General features: G+C 33.1%; 23 protein-coding genes and 1 riboswitch. Of the genes, 1 reads left to right on the top strand and 22 read right to left on the bottom strand.

All coding sequences use genetic code 11. From position 1 onward, the window contains the following. Nucleotides 1-16: 16 nt before the first annotated feature. Genes FM121_RS11135 through FM121_RS11125 form a run of 3 tightly spaced genes read right to left on the bottom strand, consistent with a single transcriptional unit; the run spans nt 17 to nt 3,256 of the window. Nucleotides 17-700, bottom strand: a complete 684-nt coding sequence (locus FM121_RS11135; protein WP_086952236.1) for an ECF transporter S component — start codon at nt 698-700, stop codon at nt 17-19. Continuing rightward, nucleotides 693-2,372 (bottom strand): ABC transporter ATP-binding protein, encoded by a 1,680-nt coding sequence (locus FM121_RS11130; RefSeq protein ID WP_086952235.1) that lies wholly within the window; start codon nt 2,370-2,372, stop codon nt 693-695. The genes FM121_RS11135 and FM121_RS11130 overlap by 8 nt, the downstream gene beginning before the upstream one ends. Further along, nucleotides 2,345-3,256 (bottom strand): energy-coupling factor transporter transmembrane component T, encoded by a 912-nt coding sequence (locus tag FM121_RS11125; protein WP_086952234.1) that lies wholly within the window; start codon nt 3,254-3,256, stop codon nt 2,345-2,347. The genes FM121_RS11130 and FM121_RS11125 overlap by 28 nt, the downstream gene beginning before the upstream one ends. Nucleotides 3,257-3,448: 192 nt before the next feature. On the opposite strand from FM121_RS11125, the gene FM121_RS11120 reads away from it, so the two are divergent. Further along, entirely contained in the window at nt 3,449-4,339 is an 891-nt protein-coding gene (locus FM121_RS11120) for a LysR family transcriptional regulator (RefSeq protein WP_086952233.1), read from the top strand. Between the two features lie 127 nt (nt 4,340-4,466). Beyond that, a riboswitch (cobalamin riboswitch) is annotated at nt 4,467-4,596 on the bottom strand. A 53-nt stretch (nt 4,597-4,649) separates the two neighbouring features. Here FM121_RS11120 and FM121_RS11115 read toward each other — a convergent pair. The 19 genes from FM121_RS11115 to FM121_RS11025 form a co-directional block, all read right to left on the bottom strand. Then, nucleotides 4,650-6,023: a GlmL-related ornithine degradation protein gene (locus tag FM121_RS11115; RefSeq protein ID WP_086952232.1), complete on the bottom strand. Its 1,374-nt coding sequence runs from the start codon at nt 6,021-6,023 to the stop codon at nt 4,650-4,652. A 1-nt stretch (nt 6,024) separates the two neighbouring features. Beyond that, nucleotides 6,025-8,244 (bottom strand): D-ornithine 4,5-aminomutase subunit OraE, encoded by a 2,220-nt coding sequence (gene oraE / locus FM121_RS11110; RefSeq protein ID WP_086952231.1) that lies wholly within the window; start codon nt 8,242-8,244, stop codon nt 6,025-6,027. 2 nt (nt 8,245-8,246) lie between these two features. Continuing rightward, on the bottom strand, nt 8,247-8,606 hold the full coding sequence (locus tag FM121_RS11105) for an ornithine aminomutase subunit alpha (RefSeq protein ID WP_086952230.1): 360 nt from the start codon (nt 8,604-8,606) through the stop codon (nt 8,247-8,249). Between the two features lie 12 nt (nt 8,607-8,618). Then, the gene (ortB, locus tag FM121_RS11100) at nt 8,619-10,025 is read right to left on the bottom strand and encodes a 2-amino-4-oxopentanoate thiolase subunit OrtB (protein WP_086952229.1); all 1,407 of its coding nucleotides are present in this window, start codon (nt 10,023-10,025) and stop codon (nt 8,619-8,621) included. Then, nucleotides 10,025-10,324 (bottom strand): 2-amino-4-oxopentanoate thiolase subunit OrtA, encoded by a 300-nt coding sequence (gene ortA / locus FM121_RS11095; RefSeq protein ID WP_086952228.1) that lies wholly within the window; start codon nt 10,322-10,324, stop codon nt 10,025-10,027. The genes ortB and ortA overlap by 1 nt, the downstream gene beginning before the upstream one ends. A gap of 27 nt (nt 10,325-10,351) precedes the next feature. Next, nucleotides 10,352-11,410 carry a 2,4-diaminopentanoate dehydrogenase gene (gene ord, locus FM121_RS11090; protein WP_086952227.1) on the bottom strand — a complete coding sequence of 353 codons (1,059 nt, stop codon included), beginning with the start codon at nt 11,408-11,410 and terminating at the stop codon, nt 10,352-10,354. Nucleotides 11,411-11,432: 22 nt separating this feature from the next. Beyond that, nucleotides 11,433-12,512 carry an ornithine racemase Orr gene (orr, locus tag FM121_RS11085; RefSeq protein ID WP_086952226.1) on the bottom strand — a complete coding sequence of 360 codons (1,080 nt, stop codon included), beginning with the start codon at nt 12,510-12,512 and terminating at the stop codon, nt 11,433-11,435. Between the two features lie 110 nt (nt 12,513-12,622). Next, a complete protein-coding gene (locus tag FM121_RS11080) occupies nt 12,623-14,305 on the bottom strand; it encodes a M20/M25/M40 family metallo-hydrolase (RefSeq protein WP_218778636.1) in 1,683 nt (560 codons plus the stop codon). Nucleotides 14,306-14,324: 19 nt separating this feature from the next. Next, nucleotides 14,325-15,713 (bottom strand): amino acid permease, encoded by a 1,389-nt coding sequence (locus tag FM121_RS11075; protein WP_086952225.1) that lies wholly within the window; start codon nt 15,711-15,713, stop codon nt 14,325-14,327. Between the two features lie 38 nt (nt 15,714-15,751). After that, nucleotides 15,752-16,858 (bottom strand): alanine racemase, encoded by a 1,107-nt coding sequence (alr, locus tag FM121_RS11070; RefSeq protein WP_086952224.1) that lies wholly within the window; start codon nt 16,856-16,858, stop codon nt 15,752-15,754. Between the two features lie 86 nt (nt 16,859-16,944). Then, nucleotides 16,945-18,330, bottom strand: coding sequence for an APC family permease (locus FM121_RS11065; protein WP_086952223.1), 1,386 nt, complete (start codon nt 18,328-18,330; stop codon nt 16,945-16,947). A 503-nt stretch (nt 18,331-18,833) separates the two neighbouring features. Then, on the bottom strand, nt 18,834-19,067 hold the full coding sequence (locus tag FM121_RS11060; protein WP_086952222.1) for a hypothetical protein: 234 nt from the start codon (nt 19,065-19,067) through the stop codon (nt 18,834-18,836). Between the two features lie 82 nt (nt 19,068-19,149). Next, complete coding sequence (folP, locus tag FM121_RS11055; RefSeq protein ID WP_256958452.1) at nt 19,150-19,929, bottom strand: dihydropteroate synthase; 780 nt, start codon at nt 19,927-19,929, stop codon at nt 19,150-19,152. Continuing rightward, complete coding sequence (locus tag FM121_RS11050) at nt 19,926-20,522, bottom strand: non-canonical purine NTP pyrophosphatase (RefSeq protein ID WP_086952221.1); 597 nt, start codon at nt 20,520-20,522, stop codon at nt 19,926-19,928. Before FM121_RS11050 ends, folP begins: the two co-directional genes overlap by 4 nt. 12 nt (nt 20,523-20,534) lie before the next feature. Further along, on the bottom strand, nt 20,535-21,098 hold the full coding sequence (folE, locus tag FM121_RS11045; RefSeq protein WP_086952530.1) for a GTP cyclohydrolase I FolE: 564 nt from the start codon (nt 21,096-21,098) through the stop codon (nt 20,535-20,537). 5 nt (nt 21,099-21,103) lie between these two features. Then, the gene (gene folK / locus FM121_RS11040) at nt 21,104-21,592 is read right to left on the bottom strand and encodes a 2-amino-4-hydroxy-6-hydroxymethyldihydropteridine diphosphokinase (RefSeq protein WP_086952220.1); all 489 of its coding nucleotides are present in this window, start codon (nt 21,590-21,592) and stop codon (nt 21,104-21,106) included. Further along, entirely contained in the window at nt 21,589-21,960 is a 372-nt protein-coding gene (gene folB, locus FM121_RS11035; RefSeq protein ID WP_086952219.1) for a dihydroneopterin aldolase, read from the bottom strand. The genes folK and folB overlap by 4 nt, the downstream gene beginning before the upstream one ends. A gap of 211 nt (nt 21,961-22,171) precedes the next feature. Beyond that, on the bottom strand, nt 22,172-22,579 hold the full coding sequence (locus FM121_RS11030) for a DUF697 domain-containing protein (protein ID WP_086952218.1): 408 nt from the start codon (nt 22,577-22,579) through the stop codon (nt 22,172-22,174). Between the two features lie 141 nt (nt 22,580-22,720). Then, nucleotides 22,721-25,564 carry an endo-beta-N-acetylglucosaminidase gene (locus FM121_RS11025; RefSeq protein WP_086952217.1) on the bottom strand — a complete coding sequence of 948 codons (2,844 nt, stop codon included), beginning with the start codon at nt 25,562-25,564 and terminating at the stop codon, nt 22,721-22,723. Nucleotides 25,565-25,757: the final 193 nt, after the last annotated feature.

Genomic DNA, 25,757 nt, shown 5'->3' with positions numbered 1-25,757 from the left:
TTCTATTCCCTCTTTCTTAATTTTTCAAACCGTATTTTTGCTTAACACGTTTAATTTTCATGCTAAGCGGTTTGATTAATACATTGACAAATGTTGCATTTGATATCATATACGTCATTGTATAAGGTATCGCCGGAACTAGCACTGTGAAGTAACGACTCCACGTAAACACACCATCAATGGACAGCACTGTCCAAATATCCATTAGGAGTGAATAAAGAACTCCTGATAAAATGGCTAATAAACTAATAATTAATCGATTATTCTCATGTTTTCTGATCCACTTACTTCCAGCTATCAATCCTATTAGTCCTGTTGTTAACATTTGAAACGGCGTCCACGGTCCTTGAGTAAATATCATGTTCGCTACAAATGGTGAGAGTGCCCCTACCATAAAGCCAAATAAGGATCCAAATTGAAGGCCAGATATTATCACAACAGCTACTAGTGGATTAATTGAAGGTGTAAAGAAAAAAATAATCTTTGAAACAACTGCCGTTGCCGTCATCACAGCTATTAGGACTAATTCTCTTGTCGCCATCTCTTTTTTTTCGAACTTCTTAAAAAAAGGAATAAATGATAGCAAAACAACAAAAAAAGATAACAAATTGTAACGATTGTATTTATAAAATAAATACATCAGACAGATACTCAAAATTATAAAAATAAAAGAAACAAACTTTTTCTTTAAATTATTCATTGATTTCAGATCCTTTTTGTAAAGAACGCCATTGTTCTTTAGCTTGATCAAAGGTTATAATCTTTGGAAAATAATTTTTAAGCATTTTATTAATTGGCGTTGTATAAAAATAGTTGTTAGAAAAAAACGTCTCCGGATCAGAAATTGAAATCATCTGTCTATCAAAAAATAAACCACAACGATCAGAAATGCTTGCCGAAAGTGAGATATCATGAGTAACAACAATAATCGTTTTACCATTTTTAGCAAGTTCCTTTAAAAGGTTAGCTATTTTTTTCTTATTCTTTGTATCTATTCCTTTAGTCGGCTCATCTAAGAATAAAATATTGGGTTCTAATAATAATACTTTTCCTAATGCCACTAATTGACTCTCTCCACCACTTAAATCGTAAGGGTGCTGTTCTATCAATTGTTCTATCCCTAATAGTTTGACCACGTTTGCTATTTTTTCTTCTATATTGGTTTGCTTCATAACGGTTAAAAAAGAATAGTAGTCATCTCTGACCGTTTCTTCTATAAACATTGAAACTGGTTGTTGAGGTAAATACGCAATTTCATGACCATAATCTTTAACCTTATTTTTAATTTTTTTATTATTCAATTTAATTTGACCTTGATAAGGTACGATAAGACCACTCATCACTTTAATTAGAGTACTCTTCCCAGATCCATTTCCACCTAAAATAGTAAAAATTTCACCTTGATTAATAGTTAATGAGACATCATTTAAAACATCCTCATCCAATCTAGAGTACTTAAATGAGACGTGTTTTAAAGAAACTGCTATTTTTCTTTCCACTTGGCTTCTTCTCACTATTTCATTCGATTGGTTAGGTAATTTTTTACCTTCAAAAAAAGAATGGGTCTCTCGAATCCCTTCACTAATCGTTAGTGGATAAGGGGTATTCAACTCAAACAAATGATGTAATCGAATGATTGAAGGTAAGTTTTCCTCACCGCTTTCAGAAGTTAAAAGAGTTTCTATCAATTCAAACGGTGTCCCCATAATCGAACTTTTTTCTTTTCTTAATAAAAGTAGTTGATCAGCCATTCCAAACACTTCTTCTAAATCATGTTCTGCGATAATAATCGTTGTGTTTAATTCTTTATTGATTCGATTAATCGTTCTTAAAAAATCCAGTGAAGCAATCGGGTCTAGTTGGGCCGTTGGTTCATCTAGAATAACTATCTCCGGCTGCATAACTAGTACCGCAGCTAAATTTAGCAATTGTTTTTGACCACCTGATAATTCACTTACATCTTTATGGTACCAATGATGGATTCCAAAATAATTTGCCATTTCGCCAATCCGGCTTCTGATAATTTCTCTAGGTAATCCTAAATTTTCTAATCCAAAAGCAAGTTCTGACCATACTTTATCAGTGACAATTTGAGCTTCTGGGTCTTGCATGACATAACCTATTTTGGCAGCTGTCTCTTCATCAAGTAAATCTGAAAGCAGTCTTTGATTAAAATAAATGGATCCTGTCATCTCTCCATTTGGTACTAATTCTTTTTTTAATAATCTAAGTAAAGTACTTTTACCACTACCTGAATCACCCATTACAACGATAAAATCGCCTTTTTTTACACTAAACGAAATATCTTTCAAAACCCTGTGAGAGTTACCATCATACCTAAACCCTATATCTTCCATTCTAAGTATGTCCATCGCACTCTCTCCTTTAATTCAATTAATAGGGGTAAACTTAAAAATATCAATAGACTGATATACCCTATTAACGAAATTTTTTCCTCTATATTAAGATTTACTTTAGGGTAGTAATAAAATGAAAAACCACCACTAACAGAGCAATAATAAATACTGCTTAGTAATATCAGAACACTCAAACCTAAACCCATATCTCTTTTTTGGATACTGTAAACTTGATATTGTGTTCTATTTTTTAAGCCATATCCTCTAGAATTCATCGAATCAGAGGTAATAATGGCTCGCTCTAGAGACCATCCAAATAGACTTAAAAAAGTTTGATACTCCTTTTCAAGTTTTTTTCTATTTTTAGATTCATTGGACAACCCAATTCCTTTTTGAGCAAGTTTAATATTGTTTACTTCTTTTTGATACAAAGGAATAAATCTTAGAATCATAGATAGTACAAGAGAAAGTTTAGGCATCCTCTTCCCGAAAAGATACAATATTTTTTCACTATCAAATGAATGTGAAAATAATCGAAACCAAATAAGAATAGAACACATCATTATTCCAAATGAAAAACCATAAAATAAAGATTCAAATGTAAATCGATAAACTTTTGAGGCTCTCAATCCCCATTCAAATAAAATGGTTCTTCCAGTATGAACAAATAAAAAATTTCCCACTGTAGAGATGAAAAAAATCAATAAAAAGAATTTAAAATCTCTTTTTATTTGTTCACCTTCTATCAATCGCCACTGTGTCATTAAACCAATCACTAACGTTATCACTCTTATGACAGGATTAACAGAAAACATAATAATCATTAAAACAAAACAAAAATATAAAAAAATAAAAAATGGATGAAAATGATGGAAATATTGATTTTTTGAAGAATTCATAAACTATCCTCAACTTTATTATATATTAATTAATTTTTTTATTTTAAAAAAAAAATGAATAGTAACTATTCACTTCATAATACCACGGAAAAAGCACAAAAAAAATAGCTCATCAAAAGAAAGCGTTTACCTTGACAAGTTTTTGTTATACAATATAACGTGTAGCATGTAAATAAACTAGGAGGTGTTTTATTGGAAATCAGAACATTACAAACCTTTCAAGTTGTAGCTGAAGAGTTGAACATGACCAAAGCAGCAATAAAACTCAATTATTCACAACCAACGATTACTAAACATATCCAGAGCTTAGAAGCTGAACTTGACAGTGTATTATTAATTAAAAGAAATGGGAAGTATCTCTTAACAAGGGCAGGAGAAGAACTCTATATGAGATCAATTAATATCCTAAAAGAAATAAATTTAATAAAAAATATTTCTCCTGATCACGGGAACCATATTTCTTTACAACTACAAGGTCATGATTATTATGGTTTTCGTTATTTTATGCCTGCAATTAATAAAATGTCTCGATCAAACGAAACGGTATCATTCAATCTGAATGGCGCCAGTAATGAGGAAACTATCAGTAAAGTGCTTAAAAACGAAGTTGATCTTGGTATTATCACAGGTAAAATAGCTAGCTCAGATTTAATTACTAAACAAATTGCAGTTGAAAGCACTGCTCTTTGTATCCACTATTCACTATTTAACTCAGATTTTTCTTTAGAAGATTATTTTTCTGAATATCCGATTGTAATCGACCAATCTGAATACTATAATTACGATAACTCTTTTCAACAATCTTTTAACCAACCAACTATCATTAATACTACTAGTGATGAAATTGTTCAAGAAGCAATTCTATCTGGTAAGATGTTAGGAATTGTGAGAACGGGTAGACTTCAAGAATACATTGATTCTGGAACAATCAAAATTATTGAAGTCATAGCAAAAGAAGAGCCAGTTCAAGTTATCATGAATAAATCAAATTGTAAAAACCAAACAATCTCAACCCTTTTTAATTTTGTTTGTCAACAAGGAGCACATACTGCGCCTAAATTACAAACCATAAAATGGGCATAAATGAGATCCTATCAGTTCTTTTACTTGCCGGTAAAAGAACTTTTTTAATTAAAAAAGAGCCACTTTGTTTTTACACAAAGTGGCCCATGTTTTTTACATGATAAGCCACTTCTCTACTCCCGAAAAAGTGAATTTAGAATATAACCAATGTTCCTGACTCAAACATCTTAAGATGTTCACACAGTTGCGGGTACAGTGTTGGCTTCTTACCAACTTCCATTGTCATTCAAAATGAATGTTCATATTCTAAATTTAACTATATGAATTATTATAACGCATTTTTTGTTTCTTTGAAAGCCTTTTCTATCAATTAGATTTTGAATACTTTCTCTCTAAATGATTTTTCAAGTAGTATTAGCGCTGCTTCTTCATACTTAAAAGCAAGAACACCTAGTGAAGCCATAATATAATCATGATCTATTAATACCTTAACAGTTCCTGTTGGAAGTAATAGCGCTGATTTTGACTCTTTATCTTTTGGTATTTTATTTAAAATAGCCGGTCCATTTTCAAGTCTTGTCAATGCTCCACCAGTTCCAATAACAAATTTTACATTTGATAAATCTTTTCCTTGTGCTAGCGTTGATCTACCAGTTGGTCCGTAAACATACCTTACTTGACCAGCATGTCTTTCTACAGCTGTTAAAGTAGCCGCCTCTGAAAGTAGTTCAACTAACTTTCTTTCTTGACTATTTTTGGGAATTGAGTGATATTCATGACGAAATGTTTCTAAATCAAAACCTTGTTTTACCAATTCTTCTTCTCCAACTAACTCAATCACATTTTCCTTATTAACATATAGACCTAAATCACCTTCAACGGTTCGTTTGGCAAGTGGCTCTGGTGCTACTTGTATTTTGGAAATAGCTTCTGTTCCTTCTGTAACCGAATGAACATCAGTTGTTGCTCCACCTACATCAATCACCAAAACATCCCCTATTTTTTCATATATAAGTTTACTTAAATTCATGACTGCTGCTGGTGTTGGTGTAATAGTACCATTCACAATATCGTATACATGCTCCATTCCAGGGGCATGTACGATATGTTTTTCAAAAGTATCTTGAATGACTTTTCTAGTTGGTTCAACATTTAATTCATCGATTTTTGGAAAAACGTTTTCGACAACATAAAGATCATTATCATAATTTTCGAAAATCAATTTTATTTCTTCATCATTTTCAATATTCCCTGCATAGATAACAGGTATCGGCAAATTTAATTCAGCTACTTTTTCTGCATTATTTAAAGCTGTTTCTCTTTCACCATAATCCACACCACCTGCTATAAGGATAATATTAGGATTAGCATCTTGTAATTTTTTTATATCTGTCCGACGCATATTACCAGCAGTAACCATCTTAACAATAGCACCTGCACCTAGAGCTGCTTCTTTAGCAGCTCTTGCAGTCATATCGAACACTAAACCATGAACGGTCATTTTCAAGCCTCCTGCGGCTGAAGATGTAGCAAATAACTCATCATATGTTAGCGTATCTGCATGTAATAACTTTTGTAAATCACGAATACTATTCTCTAACCCGATTCGTACGTCTCCCTCTTCAACAGTTGTAGCTGCTTGTCCTTGACCAATAAACTTTGGTGAATCTGTATGAATATCGTGGAACGCATTAACTACTGTTGTTGTAGAGCCTATTTCTGCTACCAAGATATCTATTTTCATATTATTCTTTTTCCATTTCTCTGCGTCGTTCCACTAAAGCTGTTGCAACATTAGATCCGTTGCTTCCACGTCCAAAGGCCGCATCCATACCATGTTTTACAGCTATCTCAGGAATTACTTGTGTTCCTCCAGCCATAATCATAATCTTATCACGGATTCCTTTTTCAATTGCTAAATCGTTAATTCGTTGCATATTTTTGTAGTGGATATCGTCATGACTAATAATTGTTGAAGCAAGCATTGCATCTGCGTTTAATTCAATCGCTGCATCTACTAATTTTTCAACCGGTACACTTGTACCAAGATAATGTACTTCAACGCCAAATCGCTCAATACCACCATGTTTAATATCGATGATTTCTCGTAAGCCCACTGAATGCTCATCTTCTCCAACAGTTCCGGCAACAATGACCATTTTTTTACGTTTAATTTCTTCACGAATCTCATCATCAGACATAACGATTGGTTCTTCTGGAATGATTAATGATTCTTTTTTAATTGAGAACGGCATACGACCTTTCATCTCAATCCGTGTTCCTTCTGCTGCTTGCATAACTTCTTTATTGATAACTTCACAGTCCTCTAGCCCCATCTTTTTACCCATTTCGAGAGCTGCAAATTCTGCCACTCGACTTGATTCAGGTATCATGAATGTCATAAGAACAGTACCGTCACCTTGCCATTCAGCTTCTGGTTTAATTAAACCTTCTTCTCTAAACTCTTTTGTTTCTTCAAGACGTAAATTAACATTATCATTTTCATCTAATTCATCAATAAAAATAATTTTATCTGGATCTTCAAACGTTGAACCGCCGATTAATTTAGCTGGATCTTCTACAGCTGATTCGTCATATTGAGCAACATTATTGTTACCAAAGTGAGCTGTAACTGGTGCCATATAGTCTTCATCACGTTTATAAACGGTATCTGCTCCGACACCACCATTGATTTTTCTAGAAATTCCATCTTCATTTCTTTCTGGATAATTACCAGAATCTACGAAGAAAGCATCTTCTACAGATTGGAAATATCCTCCTGCTTCGATCATTCCTTCTAAGAATAAAACAGATCTTTCTTTAATTTCACGTGCTTGTTCTCTTAATGGTCCGTCTTCTTTTAATTGAACCATTTCATTAAATCCATCTAAACCTTGGAATACTTGTTTAGCAGTATCTACCGCTTCAACATTATAAATATGCCAAGGAACATTACGCCCTTCATCTGGAGTAATCGTTGATTGAATATCAGCACTTGTTAATTTAGAAATTAATAAATTTAAAACATGAGTAACAGTTGCTTCACGAGTTGAAGCTTCCATATATTTCGTATTTTGTTGAGCACGCATACGGTATTCACTAAAGAATTCACGTAATGCTACTGCATAAGGTAAATCCAAGAACATTGATGGTGCTGGTGGTGCAGTTGGTGGCACTGTTGATAAACAAATATCTGATTTAGCCATCCCAACTTTGTATGAGAATACCGAATTAAGAGCATGTTGCACCATTAATTCTGGCATAACTTTCCACGCTTCACGAGCTGTTGCATTGGCATTATGTGCCCCGTCAATTTGAGCGATTCCTGCCCATGCCATGACTTTTTTAGACTCACAGGCATCGATGAATGAGCGAACCATATTAATATTACGATATAGCACATTATATTGTGGATCTTGATGGGCTCCGTTCACGCCTTCTTCAGCAAACATAACTGCCACTTCTGGTCCTGCAATACCTGATACATAACTATGATAGTTAATCGGACGTCCTACTTCTTCTTCAATAGCATCTAAAGCTTTTCTTTGCGCACGAACTTGTTTTCTTGTGATTGGAATACCACCAATCCCTTGAGGTGTTCCTTCAATTAATCCTTCAAAGTGAGATTGTCCAGCTGTTCTAATAACCATAATATGGTCGGCACCATGCCAAGCTGCCATACGCATTCTTCTGATATCATCTTCAAATCGTCCAGAAGCAATTTCTGTTGTAATTGATGACGTTCCTTGTGGGTCAATATTCCCAAAATATTTTGCAGATGGTAGTGGAACATATTGTTTTAAAGATTCCGCCATATCTTTATATTCAAACTTATGTAATTGATAATTTGGTACTGGCGTTCTCCATACCCAGCCACGACGTTTAGGACGATAGTTTTCTAAATCAGTAAGGATTTCATTAATGTCTAATTTTTCATTTTTATCTAATTTTATTGTTTCTGACATGATTAGTTACCTCCCTTAAAAATATTAAGAACGTCGTCCCAATATTCGCCTTGACTTAATTTTAAGCCAGCTTCTCTAATTTCAATATTTTTTTCTTTAGCAATACGGTAAACAATGTGCCCTGCTCCTTTACCCATTAACTCATGAGTTAAGACACGATTGACGATTTCAGTTGCCTCGATTGAAGAGAATCCCATTCTTAGTAAAACAGAACGCTCGATAGATGGAGAAGTATATTCTCTTCCCATTTCTAACATTGGTTCCATAATTTCTTCTGACAATGCCCAGAAACGTGTCTTTAATTCTTCATCTGATAAACCAGCAAGATGTTTTCTTGCTTCTTCGTAAGTTACTTCTTCCATTATAGTCACCTCTTAATTTTTTAGTTGCTCAATATGATTGATAACATCTTCTACTGTTCCATTAATTTCTTCAGCAAGATAAGCTAATTCTTCTTTGGTAATCTCACGATCAATTCCTTTAATTGCATTTCTAATAGCTGAATGTCTTAATTTATTTAAATCAAAATCTTTAATTTCAATAGCTTTAGGTGATTCAGGTAAGATAATTGATACACCAGGTTGCTCATCTCTAGGATTTCCAAAATGGATATCAATTCCATTATCTCGTGCAAATGATAACTGTGGTTGAACTGTTTTTCCTGCGCCTGTGTATTCTGTTTCTTGAACTAAAATAATTTGATCTTCATCCATTTCTTGCGCAATGGCAAAAGCTGCTGCAAGAGATGTGTTTCCAGCTGGTCCTTTTTCAAGACCTTCTAAATTAGCTAACATTTCTGTGACATAGAAAACTTCTCCTTGGCTCATCGTTACATAACGATCCATATATCGTAGTGGGCGAGCCGCAGAACGTGGAACATCTGATCTATCTGGTCCTGTTGTAAAAGGAACACCGAATCCAGTATGACCTGTTGTAAATGATTTACGGTTAAAATCACCATCTGAAGCCATATGTAATCCAGTTAAGTCGACACTGGCAGCTACAATTTTAGAAGTTGTATTACCTGCTTTTATCATACCTCTTGCTGTTCCAGTTAGGTTACCACCACCAGCATTAGTTGCAACAACAACATCTGGTTGCTTACCGATTTCTTTTTCAAATTGTTTAACAATTTCATAGCCCAATGTTTCTACACCTGCAATACCAAATGGTGTATACAATGATGCGTTAAAATAGCCAGTTTGTTCAATAATCTGTAAGAATTGATAGAATAATTCTGGTCCGACAGTTAGTTGAACCACCTCTGCGCCTAGTGCTTCACATTTTCTTGCTTTTTCAACAATTTCCGGTTGTCCCATTCCTTTTGAGTCAAAACATTCTTGAACCACGATACATTTTAATCCTAATTTAGCAGCATGAGAGGCAACGGCAGCTCCATAATTACCACTTGTCGCAGTAACCACTCCTTTATAACCGAGTTTTTTAGCATGGTAACAGGAAACTGATGCTCGTCGGTCTTTAAAACTACCAGAAGCATTGGCCGCTTCATCCTTTACAAAAATGCGAGCGCCTTTTCCTGGTTTCGCATATTTACGAGAAAGAGCTGTAATATTTTTTAATTCTACTATTGGCGTATTGCCAACACCTAACGCTGATTGTATTTCAATCATTTCATCAATCGAATAACCTACTTCAGACATCATGCGTTCATAATCAAAAGCGATATCAGAAATTTTAAAATTCTCATAGTTTATTTTTAATGAATCTTGAACAATTTGATTTTTACGATCCATTACTGCTTTATAGCTATTATTAGACATTAATAATCACCTCCGAACAATTCTCTTCTGACAGTTTGATCAATCTCTAAAATTTCAGGTACAAATTCACCAAAACTATGTCTAAATGTAGGATGAGCTTGAACCAATTTCCCTTCAACTAACCGACCAGTCACTGTTTTTACTGTCACATTTTCTCCCAGTTCGGCATCTTTCATTAAATAACCTTTAATCCACATTTCTAGTGGCACACTTTTTGTGTCATCAGGTACTTGTGGTGCTCTTTGTTCAGCGTTCAAGATAACTGAATGAACTTGAACCCATTCATTTTTCTTAATCATGTATAAAGCCTCCATTAATTAGTGTTATTATTTTACAATTTTTGCTTCTGGATGAATTTGATCTCTAAAATCTCCTAAAATAGCGTGTGGAATTGGTAAATCAATCATCGTTACTAATCCTGAACGAGCATTAATCGTTTGAGGAATCATATTCACACACATAGCAATCGTTCCTACACCACCTTCAACTTCTGGTGAGTTAACAACATTTATTGCTGGATTACCATCAATAATTACATAATCTCCAGTATTAACCCCCACTTGTTCTGGTTCGATTTGTTGAGGATGATCCATTTCAATGATTGTTTCTCCGTCTTTTTTACCCCAAGCCTTCATCGCAACACCGGCAATTGATCCTGCTTTAGCTTCGCCATGAGGCGCCACACGATCAACATCAGTTACGATTGGTTCCATATCTTGAACGATTTCATCTAATTCTAATCCCAAAGCTGTTGACATTAATGAAATAGATTCAGGGAAACCAACATGACCAGCTAAGGTACCTTCTTTTTTACCTGTTTCAAATTCTTCTACTGAAATTCCGATTCCTTGTTCTTCCATTACTGCTGCTCCAAATGGTGACAATGAGTTAACACGGCGAGATGTTATTTTTTTAATATCTGTACAAGCTCCAGTCATAACTAGTACTAAAACATCCATAATTAAACCTGGATTAATACCTGTTCCTAATACAGAAACTCCATTCTCTTTTGCTAAAGCATCAATTTTTTCTGCTAACTCAGGGTTTTGAGCTTTTGGAAATGCCATCTCTTCAGCACTTGTTACAACGTTCATTTTATTTTCAACAATTAATTTAATTTTATCGAATGCTTTTGCTGTGAATGAATCAGTACATAATAAAACAACATCTGCTCTTTTTTCTGTAATATATTCTTCCACAGTACCAATCTTGATATTTTCTTTTCCTTCAAAAGTTTCACCTAGATGATCAAAAATAGGTTTGCCAATTTTATCTCCAATATCGATTGCTCCAACGATATCAACCCCTTTTTTTCCCATTAACATACGTGCCATTCCTGAGCCCATAGCTCCCATTCCCCAAATAATAACTTTTACGTTTTTCATAAATATTGCCCCCTAGTATTTTTTATATAAATTCTTTTTTAACGTATTCACTGGTAAAACAATTTAATAACGAACCATAATCCAGACCAAATGAAACTTCATCGCCTACTTGATAATCATTCTCTGCCTTTGTAAAATCAATAATCAAGTGATCTGAACTCGCTCCAACAATCTCAAGTCGAGAATCAAGTGGATGGATAGTCATTTTATCAACATCTTGTTGACCGATCCCTACAATTCCTCGTTTCATCAAACCTTTATCAACAAATGTTGGCTTATTTCCAAAAGCATCAACTCCTACTTCACCTATTGGATAGGATGGTTTTGTTTTGTACTCCACAATTTCTGTTTTCAAAGTAAAAATATCTTGATGCATCTCTTTATAATCTTTTCCATATGCTGTTTCTCTACCTAAAACAAAAGCTTCTCCGATTCGTAAATTAGTAATTTCTTTAGGTAAATTTTCTGGATTATCTGGATCTAACATATAAATCGAGCTAGAATTACCTCCAGAAATCATTGTTAAATTAACTTTGAAGCGTGCTTCTATTTTTTCTTTGTAATAAACTAGCCTGTTTAAAATAGCTTCGGTCGGAATAACAGCACCATAACAAGTTAAGTTAACACCTAAGCCAACTAATTTTATATTATTTAATTGAACCACTTGTTCAACCACTGAATAAAGTTCTTCTTCTTCAAAAATCCCTTCTCTTAAATCTCCTAAATCAACCATTAAAAGTATTTTATGTGTTTTATTTTGCTTTTTGGCTTCTTCATTTAATTTTTGAATGACTTTAATTTCTGTATTAAAACTAACATCAGTATATTTAACAACTTCTGGAATCTCTGTTATCATCGGGATTCTAACCAAAACCTTTTCTTTAGTTGTTTCTAAATTTTTAATAAAATTTTCAATACGTGAATCACCTAAATAATCAATTCCTTCACATTTTTCATATACGGATATAATTTCAGGATGTGCTGAGAAAGATTTAGTGATAGCGGTTACAGAAATATTGTTATTTTTCTTAATCCGACTTGAAAGAAAATCTAAGTTCTCTTTTAATTTCACTAAATCAACAACAACTCTTGGATTTTGCATTTCTTGCCCTCCTTTAATAGTATTCCTATCTCTACATGCCTAGTATATAGCAATACATAAGAATAAAATTGCCAAATTGGAATAGTTACTTTTCATTATTAAATAATTGTTTAATTAGTTTTCAACAAATTAATAACTGTTCTATAAACAAGCTCTGGCGTGGTATTGAATGAATAGTTAGTTTCTAATCTTTCAGTATATTTATGCGCGTCTTTACCAAATGGTCCAATGTCTAATACCGGTAAATTTAACTCGGACATTTCATCTAATGGCATCACATATTTCGTTCCAAATCCTGGCATGTTCTGTTTCAATGCATTAATAACATCCTCACCTTGTGGCGCTGCAGCAAAACTGATATCTGCTATATATGGGAAAAAGTTTTTATAAACCAAATTATAGTTAGTCTCTGTATCATTCACCGCACTTTTAACTGCATCAAGTACTCGCTGTTCTTTTTCACTTTTACCATTAACTAAAACATGTGGATAATAAGGAGGCGTAAAATAAACGACAATTACAGGATGTCTATTTGACCATAAACTATGTACTTTTTCAACTAACGCAAGAGAATAGTCACGTTCATCCAATTTTTCATCTTTTAATTTTTCATGTTCAAATTCACTAATGATTACTTCTAAACGATAACCCATTTCTTCTTTAACTTTTGCATAGAGTTCATCATAAGTGATAACATGCTCTTTCCAAGGTAGTTCTTTGTGTTCAATTTTAGATAATTCACAAAAAGATTTGTATTGTTTATTTAAATCATTAATCGAAATTTGCATACATTCTTTTGCTGCAAGTACCATTTTTTCCAAAACTTCATCAGGTGTACTTTTATGTGTTGCATAATTAAAGAATAACGTTGCAGTTTTAGCACTTTGAACTGAATATTCTGGTTTTAAATCTCGTTGTTTTAAAGTTAAGGGTGGAAGCGTTACCTGACCCTCTGCTATATCACAATACTCTGTATTCATATTAATTTTTTTGGTTAATTCAGCCACCATTTGATTAGGATCAAATCCATTAAAGGATTCGCCAACATGAGTTTCTTGTCCAACAACAAAGAATGAAGGCATTAATTTACCTACAGCTCCTACATAAACGTATTTATCATCGTCACCATGATATTCATTAGTCATATAATCAGTATCTATCATTCCTTGGATATCCCAATTATTTTCTTTTTGAATCTTATTTAATTCCGGAACAGCTGCAAACATCCCCACTGAATTTGATTCTTCATCACAAACAGCTGTATAAATAATATTTCCTTCAAAATTATCTAAATCTTTTGAAATAGCTTCCATCAATGCAATGATAATGGCATCACCACTCTTCATGTCGAAAATTCCACGACCGAACAAAAAATTCTCTTTTTCAGATTGAATATCTTCTTGAACTGTTTCTGGTAAGTCTCTAATAATTTCAGACATCTTTGACGTTAATTCATAAGGTTTGTTGCACATATCTATCAAATTACCATAATCTGATATCCCCACTGTATCCGTATGTCCTAATAAAGAAACAGCTTTTTTACTGTTACCTTTATTTCCCTTTAATATAGCGATTACATTTTTTCTTCCCAAACGATCTGTTGGAATATCTTGAATATAAACATGTTCTGGATTATTTTTATAATAATCCATCTCCATAAAGATATTAAATATTTCTTGACTAATGTCAATCTCACCAGCAGTTTCAGTAACACTTATCACTTGTGTTAATCGAATCGTTAATTCCTCTATTCGACTTGATAAATTATTTTTTTCTGCTAACATCTTATACATTTGATAAACTCCTTTTACATTATTTTTTTTTATTTTTATAATAAAAATGAGCACCTAAGAAAATCAAGACATACGTTGGAATTCCAGCAATAAGTGCTGTTTTTTGGGTTGGATCAAAAAACATGCCCACAAAAACAACAACGGATAAAACAATTAATAAAATTGGTGTCAATGGATAAAGCGGTGTTTTATATTTTAATGTGTCTATAGAAATATTATCCTGACTTAATTGTTTTCTAAATTTCATTAAACAAACACCATATAGTACATAAATAAACATGTTACTGATTCCGATTAAAGAAGTTAAAAATAAGTAAACCAAATCTGGTGATAAAACACTTGAGACAACAGCTCCCAAAGCAAAAATCATTGTAATAATTAAGGCATTCATTGGAATATCATTTTTATTAACAGCTGTCACAAATTTTGGCGCTTGTTTATATTGACCTAAAGACCATAACGATCTTGTACTCGAGTAAATAAACGCATTGCATGATGATAAAGCTGAAGTTAATACAACAATATTCACAACTAGTTCAGCTGATTTAAATCCTGCTTTTTGAAAAACATACGCAAAAGGACTACCTGATAAATTTGCTTCATTCCAAGGTAAAATCGCTAATAACACAATGAAACTGACAAAATATGAAACAACTAAACCTAATATAACTGAATTAATTGCGACTGGCATATCTTTTTCAGGATTCTCGCTCTCACTGGCCGAAGCAGCAAATAAATCTGCACCTCCATAAGCAAATGCAGAAATCATCATTGTCATAATAACTGCTTTAAAGCCATTTGGAAATAAGCCACCATGACTTGTAAAGTTGGAAAATCCCACAGCTTCAGTACCACCTAATCCAAAAATCATACCCAAACCAACAATAACGAAAACAATAATTAAAATAAATTTTATACTACTAAACCAAAAATTAATATTTCCATACTTTTCTGCTGGTCTGGCATTCATAATAAAGAGCAAAATCATAAATAATACAATCCATACTAGTTCTGGTATACTTGGAAAAATATTTTTCATTATAATTCCTGAAGCAACCAGCTGTGTCGGAATAGTTATTGCATAGGACAGCCATTTGACCCATCCAACTGTAAATCCCATACTGTCACCGATAAATTCTGTTGCATAAGCTTGAACACCACCTGCAATAGGTTTGGCCACTAAAAGCTCACCTAAGCACATCATCATTAAATACATGATCAAAGCACCAAAGCCATAAGCTAACAACGTTCCTCCTGGTCCTGCTTTTGAAATAGTATAGCCTGATCCAACAAATAAACCAGTTCCTATTGTCCCCCCAACACCTAACATCACTACTTGATGAACTTTCATAGATCTTTTCAAATTATTCGAACTTTCATCAATAGCCTTCGACTTTTCATTCGTCATCTTGCCTACTTATTCTCCCTTCATTTTTCAGTTTTTTACTATTTGATATATTCCCTAGGTAATCTGTCTGTTAATGCACATGTGATTTCATAATTTATCGTATCAACATACTCTGCTCCAGATTGAATCGTATTAAATAAACCATCATTCAAACCAAAAATAGTAACTTTTGTCCCTATTGGCAGTTCATGTTTAACTTTAATCATCAACTGATCCATACAAATTCGCCCAACTATCGGATATCGCTCACCTTCTACAAGAACTTCAAATCCCTGAAATGAACGTCTTAATCCATCAGCGTATCCAATAGGCAATGTTGCAATCCATTCAGATTCTTTCACTTCATAAGTAGCACCATATCCGATTTTTTCTTGATCATTCATTTGCTTAATATGAATAATTTCTGTTTCTAAAGTTAGTGCTTGCTTAAGTGGAAATGACGGCTTCAATTCTGTTCCAGAAGGATTTAATCCATACATTGCGATGCCAAATCTGACTAAATTGCTTTCCCAAGCATCATGCCACAAAGCAGTTGCAGAGTTCGAGGTATGAATATACTTAACTTCCTTACCTAATACCAATAAAGCGTCATTGAAGCGCTCTTTTTGTTGATTAAAATAATGACTATCACTTGAATCTGCTTTAGACATGTGTGTAAATATTCCTTCAAAATCTATCCATTTATGTTCAGTTAAAATTTTTTTTGCTTCCATCATTTCTTTTGGATTGGTTAACCCCACTCGTCCCATACCAGTATCAATTTTCAAATGAATTTTTAATACACCGTTTAAGTAATCATCTAATCCTTGGATCCATTCTAAATTAGTTGCTGTTAACGTAATTTGATGTTCAACAGCTAATGGAACATACTTTAATGAAACGTAGCTTAAAACTAATATAGGTACTTGAATACCTGATTCTCTTAATTCTAAAGCTTCATCTAAATTAGAGACACACAATCCACTAGCTCCAGCACATATTGCTGTCTTAGCTACTTCAATTGCTCCATGTCCATAACCATTTGCTTTAACCACTGCAAAAATATCCGTTGATGGGCCTACCTTTTCTTTCTCATTTTTGAGATTGAAAGCAATCGCATCAAGATCAACAATAACTTTACTCGGTCTGTGATAACTCGGAATCATACATATCCCTTCTTCCTTGACTAACATCTATCTAAAAAATGCTATTTTGATTAACGGCTATAAACTGATCAACAGCTAAATTTTTATTAAACTAACTCTTCTATCTGTTCTTCTGATTTATCTGATTTATTATTTTTACTATTTTTATCTTTTTTTTCATAATAAGCATATACTGGTAAACCAAGTAACATAATACCAATTCCAGCCATTGCATATGTAAACTGTGTAATAATCGTACTAATAACTACCGCAGCTCCACCTAGAATCGCAATAATTGGAATAACTGGATATAAAGGTACTTTGTAAGGTCTAACTGCATCAGGATGTGATTTTCTTAATTTAATGACACCGTAAAAAGTTAAAATATAAAAGTTCCAAATCATAAACGTTGATAAATCTGTTAGTAAATCGTACTTTCCAGTTAGACAATAAAGAGAAGATGCTATAAACACAAACCATGTTGCGTTAGAAGGTACGCCATTTTTATTTACTTTTTTTAGAACATGACTAAAAGGTATTCTATCGCTTTGTGCGAGAGTAAAGGTTGATCTCGCTGCGGTAAAAACATAACCATTCAATCCACCAAATACTGAAATTAAAATACCGATTGAAACAAACTGACCTCCACGTTGTCCAAATAATATTTTTGAAACATCTGCTGCAGGTGTTTCAGTTAACATTAATTGATCTGCTGGCATCACCCAAAGGTAAGCAACGTTCATAATAATGTAAATAAAAGAAACAATAGAGATTCCTAGAATCAACGCTTTTGGAAGATCTTTTCCTGGATTTTTCATTTCACCAGCAATCATTCCTACTCCCATCCAGCCATCAAAAGCAAATAAAGCTGCTAATAAAGCTAATGAAAAAGCTTTACCTGGGTTAAGATCTGGACCTAACAAAGGTGTTAATACATCGTTTCCTGTTCCTTTAACAAAGCTCACTGCAATAATAGTTACTAAAGGAATTAATTTTCCAACTGTGGCAATATTTTGTATGATTCCACTTGTTCGTGATCCTAAATTATTCATAAATGCTAAAAAGCCTGTTGTTCCAATAGCAAGTAAAACTTTTGGCCAATAATTATCTGGTGGGAATCCTAATAAACTAGCGCCCTGAACACCAAACACTACCGCAATTGCTGCTGTGGATCCAGTTTGATAAAGTGCTGAGTCTACCCATCCGGTCATAAAACCCATTTTCGGCCCATAAATATCGTGAATATAAGTAACCATTCCTCCAGTTTTCGGAATCATTCCTGCTATTTCGGCTGCTGTCAATGCTCCTGCAAGAGAAAGTAATCCTGCGATGACCCAAGCCAACATTCCTAATCCTGGTGCTCCCCCGGTTGCATTAAAAATAGCATAGGGTTTAAAAAATATTCCTGATCCGACTACCATCCCTATAATTGTTGTTAAAGCAACTGTAAATCCTAACGTTTTTTTTAACTGATTAGTTCCACCATCAGACATAATTTTTCCTCCAATTTCTCTTTTTGAATTATTTAGATTTCAGCTCTCTCAAATAATCACAGTGGGACTTTACATACAAAATGTTTGAAATAAATGTTAAATACAATTTAATAAAGAAATATTTTTTATCAATTCTTTTAGTAAAAGATAAGTTATCTTACAGATTTTATTAATCTAATTTTTATTTGTTTGTTTACTTATTAACATTAATTATGACTATAATTGTGAATTTATTTTTTATAACTATTTACGCTCCTCTCTTTTTTTAGTATTATTAACACTACAACAAATATTCCTTAAACTGTACATTTATACACCTGTAATGATAACGCTTTCTTTAAAATTTATGAGCTATCCGTTTGAATAGTTAGTATTCATTTTTAGAATATATATAATTTATCACAATATCATATATTTAATTTCACAAAAAAATAAGCCATCTAAGACAAAATTATTAAAACACTCTTTGGCTCAGATGACTCACTTATTAAATTTTTGTATTTTTACTCAATGACCTTATGAACTTTAAAAGCGATAGTATTAGTTGATGATGTTTCTTGATCAGATAAATCAAATAAAATTTTTTCTTTATCAGGATGTTCTGGATCAGTAACAATTACCAATTTTCGTTCTCTTTTCCACTTTAATCGTTCGACTTGCGCTGTTCTTTCAAGTTCTTTGGTATCAAAATTCGAAGCCAAAGCATTCCCTAAATTAAAGAATAAAGTTTCTTCCATTTTCAACACTTCCTTTATGAAATATTAGCCACATCCATAGACTAATTATATCATAAATATTAAAAATAAGTACACATATCAATCATTTATCTGATAATGTCATCCAAATATGTAGTGTATCTTTCATTCCTTTCACTTGATGAACACGAACAACCTCAACTCCTAATGTTGCTGGATATAATGTAGCTGCAACTGAGCCAAAATCTCTTTCCAAAGGATTTTCTTCATGAATTAAGTGGTCAATTGTTCTTTTTCTTGAAACACCATATAATAAAGGAAAATTTTTATAACGAAATTTTTGTGGATATTTTAATATTTCAATATTTTCTGCAACTGATTTACCAAAACCAATACCTGGATCAAAAAAAATTCGATGACTAGAAATCCCGGCTTTTTGACATGCTTGGTACTTTTCTTCATAGAAAGCTTGTAAATCTTCCTCAATATTTAACTCTTTTTTTCTCGGTCTTGAATGCATAATAACTACTTCACATTCTGGATATTTAACAGCAACATCAATCATTCCAGGTAGATCTAACCCTTTCACATCATTAATAATATTAGCACCAATTGATAAGGCATAATCAGCAACTTCTGGAAAATAAGTATCAATCGAGATTGGGATATTACTATGTTCTCTCAAGCCTTTAATCACAGAATCTATTCGTCGGATCTCTTCTTCAAAAGACACTTCAGTATAGCCAGGACGAGTAGATTGCCCACCAATATCTAAAATATCAGCACCATCTGATATTAATTGTAAACCATGTTCAACCGCCTTTTCAGCATTAAAAAATTGCCCGCCATCTGAAAATGAATCTGGCGTAACATTTACAATACCCATTATTTTTACATTTTTCATAACAAATCCTCTTCTTCCTCAATCAATTTAATGATTTTTTTTAAAGCTCTCACTCTGGGACTAAATCTATTTCGTTCTGGAAGAGATAATTCCGCTAAAGTTTTTCTCTCTTGCGGAAGAAAAATACATCTATCAAAACCGTAACCTAATGTCCCAACTTCTTTAGTAGTTAACTCACCCAGAAGTTTTTCCTCAACTGTAATAACTTTACCGCTTGGATAAACATATGAAACAGTTGCATGAAGTATCAAGTTACGATTTTTTTCATTTTCCATTAAATTAAAAAGCTGCTGATTTTTTTGACTATCCGTTAAATCTTTAGTGAAGAAACGAGCTGTTTTAAGTCCTAAAAGAGTCGGAAATGCTTCTAAAATGAGCCCACCATCATCCGCAAGAACCGGTTCTTTTAAATATTTTGCATAATTTCCAGCCTTTTCTTCAGCATTTTCTTTAAATGTTGTTCCGGTTTCTGGAAAATTAACTGTCCTACCTAATTTATCGACATATGAAATAAAAGTAATCTGTCGATTTGACAGACTACTTTTGATTTCTTCTAATTTTCCTGGGTTGTTTGTTCCAACTATAATTTCCATCATTATTCCTTCCTAATCAATTGCTCTCAAGAAATCATTTTTAACATCACGATCTTCTTTAAATACACCTGTATAATGAAATGTTTTAGTTGAACTATGGGGACTTTTAATCCCACGCATTGTCATACACATGTGTTCTGCTTCAATGGACACTGCAACGCCTTTGACAGGAACATGTTTCACTAATTGTTCAACAATCATAACTGTTAGATCTTCTTGGACACTTGGACGTTTGGCACAGTATTCAACTAAACGAGGTAATTTACTAAGTCCAAGTACTTTATTACCGTCAGGAATATACGCGACATGTGCTTTTCCAAAAAAAGGTAACAAATGATGTTCACACATTGAATAGAACTGAATATCTTTAACTAAAACCATATCGTCTTCATTACGACTATCAAATAAAGCATAATCATCAAATTCAGGGCCTGTTAAAGAACCAAAAACCTCATCATACATTTTAGCGACACGCTTAGGCGTATTTTTTAAGCCTTCACGATCTGGATTTTCGCCAATTGCTTTTAAAATTTGTTTTACAGCATCTTCAATAATTTGTTTATTTTCTAAATCCATTTGACTTACCAACTTTCTCGACTTTTCCAGACTTCCTCTTGATTGCCTGTTTCACTGATTAATTGTTCTATATCTTTACCAAACAACTCTGTCTTTTCGTAAACATCCTTTAGTGGAATTAAAACGAAAGAGCGTTTTGCCACTTCGAGATGAGGAATTGTTAAACGCTCATCTTGATAAGTAATCCCGTCCATTAAAATTAAATCGATATCAATGGTACGTGGACCCCAACGAATTAAACGCTCGCGCCCTAATTCTAACTCAATTTTTTGCGTCGTATCTAACAATTCAGTCGGAGCTAAAGTTGTTTCTATTTTTATAACTGCATTCAAATAATTATCTTGAGGAACATCGCCATAAGGTTCTGTTTCATAAATTTCTGACTGAGCTAAAACGTTAATTCTCTCTTTTTCTGATAGTAATTGAACGGCTTTTTTTAAAAGGTCCACTCGATCACCTAAATTACTGCCTAGTGCTAAATAGCAGAGAGTCATTTGCCATTCATCTCTCTTTCCATCTCTATTTCGATGTTATCAAAGATTCCCGGCATAGGAACACTATATTTTCTAATGCGAATCATCACTTTTTGTAATTTTTCTCCATGAACTGCTTCAATATCATCTAAAATAGCAGAGGCCACTGCCTCGACTAAATCAAAGGAATCTCTTTGCAGTCTTAAGGCAATTTGATCATTGACTTCGGCATAACTAACGGTATCTTGAACATCATCTGTTTTACCAGCTTTAGTAATATCCATTGTTAATTCAACATCGACTTCTAATTGTTGACCTAAAACTCGTTCTTCTTTTAAAACGCCATTCTTTGTAAAAAACTTTAGATTATTAATACGAATTTTTCCCATTTGAAACACCTCGATTATGAATTTTGTTAAGCAATATTTCGACAATAGTCAGTAGTTAAACCACTGATAACGCTATCCTATCACATTTTACTAGTCACAACTACATGTTTTTATGAAAATATGTATAAAAAATAGGTAGGCAAAAAGGTATTTTACTCCGAACGACTGGAAATAAAAAAGAGACAGACCCAAATGTCAGTCTCATTTTTATTTATACGAATAACTTAGTCGCTCTAGACAAAATAATCATTAAATCTTTAGTATTATCTATCTCATTTTGTTCCAATGCTTCACTGACAGACATGCCTATCATTTCTGTTAAAACAACTGCTACTATGACATTAATAGCAATCCCCCAAAAAGAGCCAATCATCGGTATTAATTTTAGTAAATTACCCGCAAGCCCTTTACCAATTACAGATAGCGTCATAGAAGTCATAATTCCTTTAATCAAGCCATCTGATTGCTTTTTATTGTTCACTTTATATAATTTCATAATCATCCACGCTTGGATTGGAAGTAACATAATAGAATCCGAAAAAGGAATTGGACTTAGACAGACAATCGCTCCAAAAAAAGCGGAGATATGAACAATTTTTTTTGATTTAGATAATGTCATCAACTATCCTCTTTTCTAATTTTTGAAAATTGTAGCACTAATATATATTTTTTTCAAATTTAATGGCTTTTACTAAATAGCGTTTTAAAAGCTATTCCATATGTAATCAGTTAGACCAATTACATATGAAATAGCTTTATTTTATTTTTTTAATCCATAAACCCCAAAGTCATAAATTCTAACAGCCGAATCTGCACCTTGAGTTGGCTTATCTGTTGTAAATCTGACAAACTGTGCTTTTGTTGCAACAAAGGTATCTGCTGTTTCACCTTTTTCATTATTAATGACACGAGTCACTTGTTTAAATTCTTTGCCATCTTCACTTACTTCAAGACTATAAGCTCTTGTATTCATATCAGGACCCTCACCACCGGCCTCAGCATGTCCAATACGTACTTCACTAATTGTTTTAACTTCACCTAAATCAACCGTTAAGCTATGTGGTGGATTGCCTGTAGCACACCATTTTGTATCTAATTTACCATCAACGGCAAATTGTGGCGCTTCACCGTCATTTACAAATGAGGAAGCCTCTGTTTTAGCATCCTTAGATAATAAATTCAAATCACCTTTTGCGTCATTTGTCACTGTGATTAATTTTTCCATCTCAAGAGGGGTTTCACCTGATTTGTTTTTAGATATTAATTTTACAGTGTAGGTTCCTTCTTTAGTGTACGTCACAACAGGTTCTTTATCTGTACTCTCGCTGATATCGCCACCTTCAAATTCCCATTTCAAGCTCTCAGTATTGCTTGATGATTTATCTATAAATGTTACTTTTTCTCCTGGAGCTATTAATGTCCTTGAAGCACTAAAATTTGCTTTTGGAACAGTGTTATCTGGCCACTCCATCGTCACTGCCTTAGAAGATTTACCACGTTCTCCTAATTTATCGACTGGAACCACTTCAAAATTTGTTTTAGTAACATCTTTTTGTCTCTCTAAAGCATTAACATAGAAATTACTTGACGGAGTTGCCCCTAAGAATGAACGAGTTTTATCTTCATTTACTCTATAAATTTCATAATGGGACAACATATCTGATTTTTCTTCATCCCAATACAAACGGACACCAGCAAAATTACTTTCTTCCTCATCAAATATTGCTTCTTCAATCGTCAAACCTGATACTGATAAATTATCATTTTTCATTTTAGGTAAGACTGATAGTTGACCTAATTTTAGTTCAAAGTTTTCTGATTTTTCTTGAGCCACTATTTCATAATTAATTCCTGTAACTGTTTTTCCAGCAGCTTTTTTAACATCATAATTAACGGTTGTCCACTCTTCATCGATTTGCTTATCTGCTTTGAAGGTTTCTGTTTTGCCGTTATCATAAGTTAAGACTAAATTTAAATCAGTTTTTGTAGCAGATTTTGCTGTGGTTGTTACTGTAACATCCTTATCTAATTTAACTTTTGTTTCATATAGTTTCATTTGACTAGGCTTATTTTTTGACATATTTCCTCTTAATTTAAGTGAATTACCACCATTATATGCATCTGCATAATCCATCGTCACATCTAATTTATTATCTTTAGCATGCTCAAAACTCCAACGATACGTTGGCATAATATCTTGCATACTTCTATTGTTCCATTCCATACTCGAAACTTTTTCACCATTAATAAAATAGTTAAACCCATTACCTAAATTAAAATTGGTTGTAAATGGTAATTCTGTAATTGCTGTTTGTTCCACCGAAAATGTTGATATACCTGGCCATTCGTCATCTTTAGGTCGTTCACTTTTACTCGAATCTCCTTGACCATTCACCCAGAACATATTCTCTTTTTCTTGGAATTCATCTGGATTACCTGAGGACTCATGTGTCCAACTCGGTACATATAAACCTAATGATGTTAATGGTTTACCTTTACTATCTGTAAAAAGATCCCACTTAACAGGTGTCATATAACCAGCTTCCTGAACATCTATTCCTGCATATAAATCATACGGATTGATTTTTAACTCTTTTGCTTTTTCATTCGAAGCTTTTAGTAAATCATTCTTAGCTAATTTATCAGTATTCCACCAAAAATTTAAAAACATACTATCAGCTAAGGGATTTAAATCAGCATCAACCATATAATCTTTATTTTTATCTGTTAAAGCATTTTGCCAATCCATCTTACCGTCACTAGTCATTGAGTCATACCACATGATTTCTTGTTTATCATCTGATTTTTGTTTAAACTCAGCAATCAGTTCTTGCATTAAATCTGCATGTTCTTTAGATAAGCCTTTTTCAGCTGATTTTTTTTCTTCTTTTTCTTTACCTTCTTTTACATCATCAAAACTAGTAACTTCCGTATCTGTTTCTTGATTAATAAACCAACCATCAAAACCATAAAAATCAGCCACTTCAATCATTTTATCAACAATTGGAAACTCGCCATTTTTATCTTTTTTAAGGAAAGTATCTAACCATTCTATTTTTCCTCCATGAGCTGTTTGTGGGAAAAAGATTGTTCCAAGGACAGGGACTCCGTTTTTATGTGCTGCGTCAATCACATCTGGACTTGGTGGGACAATAATCCCCTCTCCAGAAGATCCTCCCCAATAAACGAGTTGATCAATATACTGCCAATTAGAAAACACATTCGCATCAAAATTATTCAATCCTCTAGGTGCGTTACCACTGGTACTGCTATTCATAATCGATAATGCAACAACTTTCATCTCATCATTTTGAGTTTTGTTTGACTTAGGTAGTTCTTTTTTCTCGACTCTTTTAGCTAATGGCATCGTACTTGTGTTATATTTAGCATCTATATCTTTTTTAGCATCCCACTTTAATAAATCTTCTGGAAACCAATAAGATGATTCAGGTTGATTATCCATTCCTTTATCTATTTTACTTTTTGGTGTTTCAGCAAACTTTATTTCGTTTTTTGCTGATTCTCCTGTTGAACATCCTGTAAGAATAATTGTTGTTGCAAGTAAAACTGCCACAGACGCTTTACCAATTTCGCTTTTCTTCATGTGTCTCCCCCTCAGTTTTTTTCAAAACTTTTGTTAGCTATTAAGCAAACTATAACAAACATTCAAAAACAGCTGGTTTTTTAATCATAAACAGATAATTGCAGATAGATTTGTCTTTTCAATTCCAGATTTTTTTAAAAGTACATGTTATTTAATTTACTTAATCTTCTACTAGTTAAGGATAACGCTTTCA

Source organism: Vagococcus fluvialis bH819 (assembly GCF_900163795.1).
Taxonomy (GTDB): domain Bacteria; phylum Bacillota; class Bacilli; order Lactobacillales; family Vagococcaceae; genus Vagococcus; species Vagococcus fluvialis_A.
This window is presented reverse-complemented; position numbering and strand designations above follow the sequence as displayed.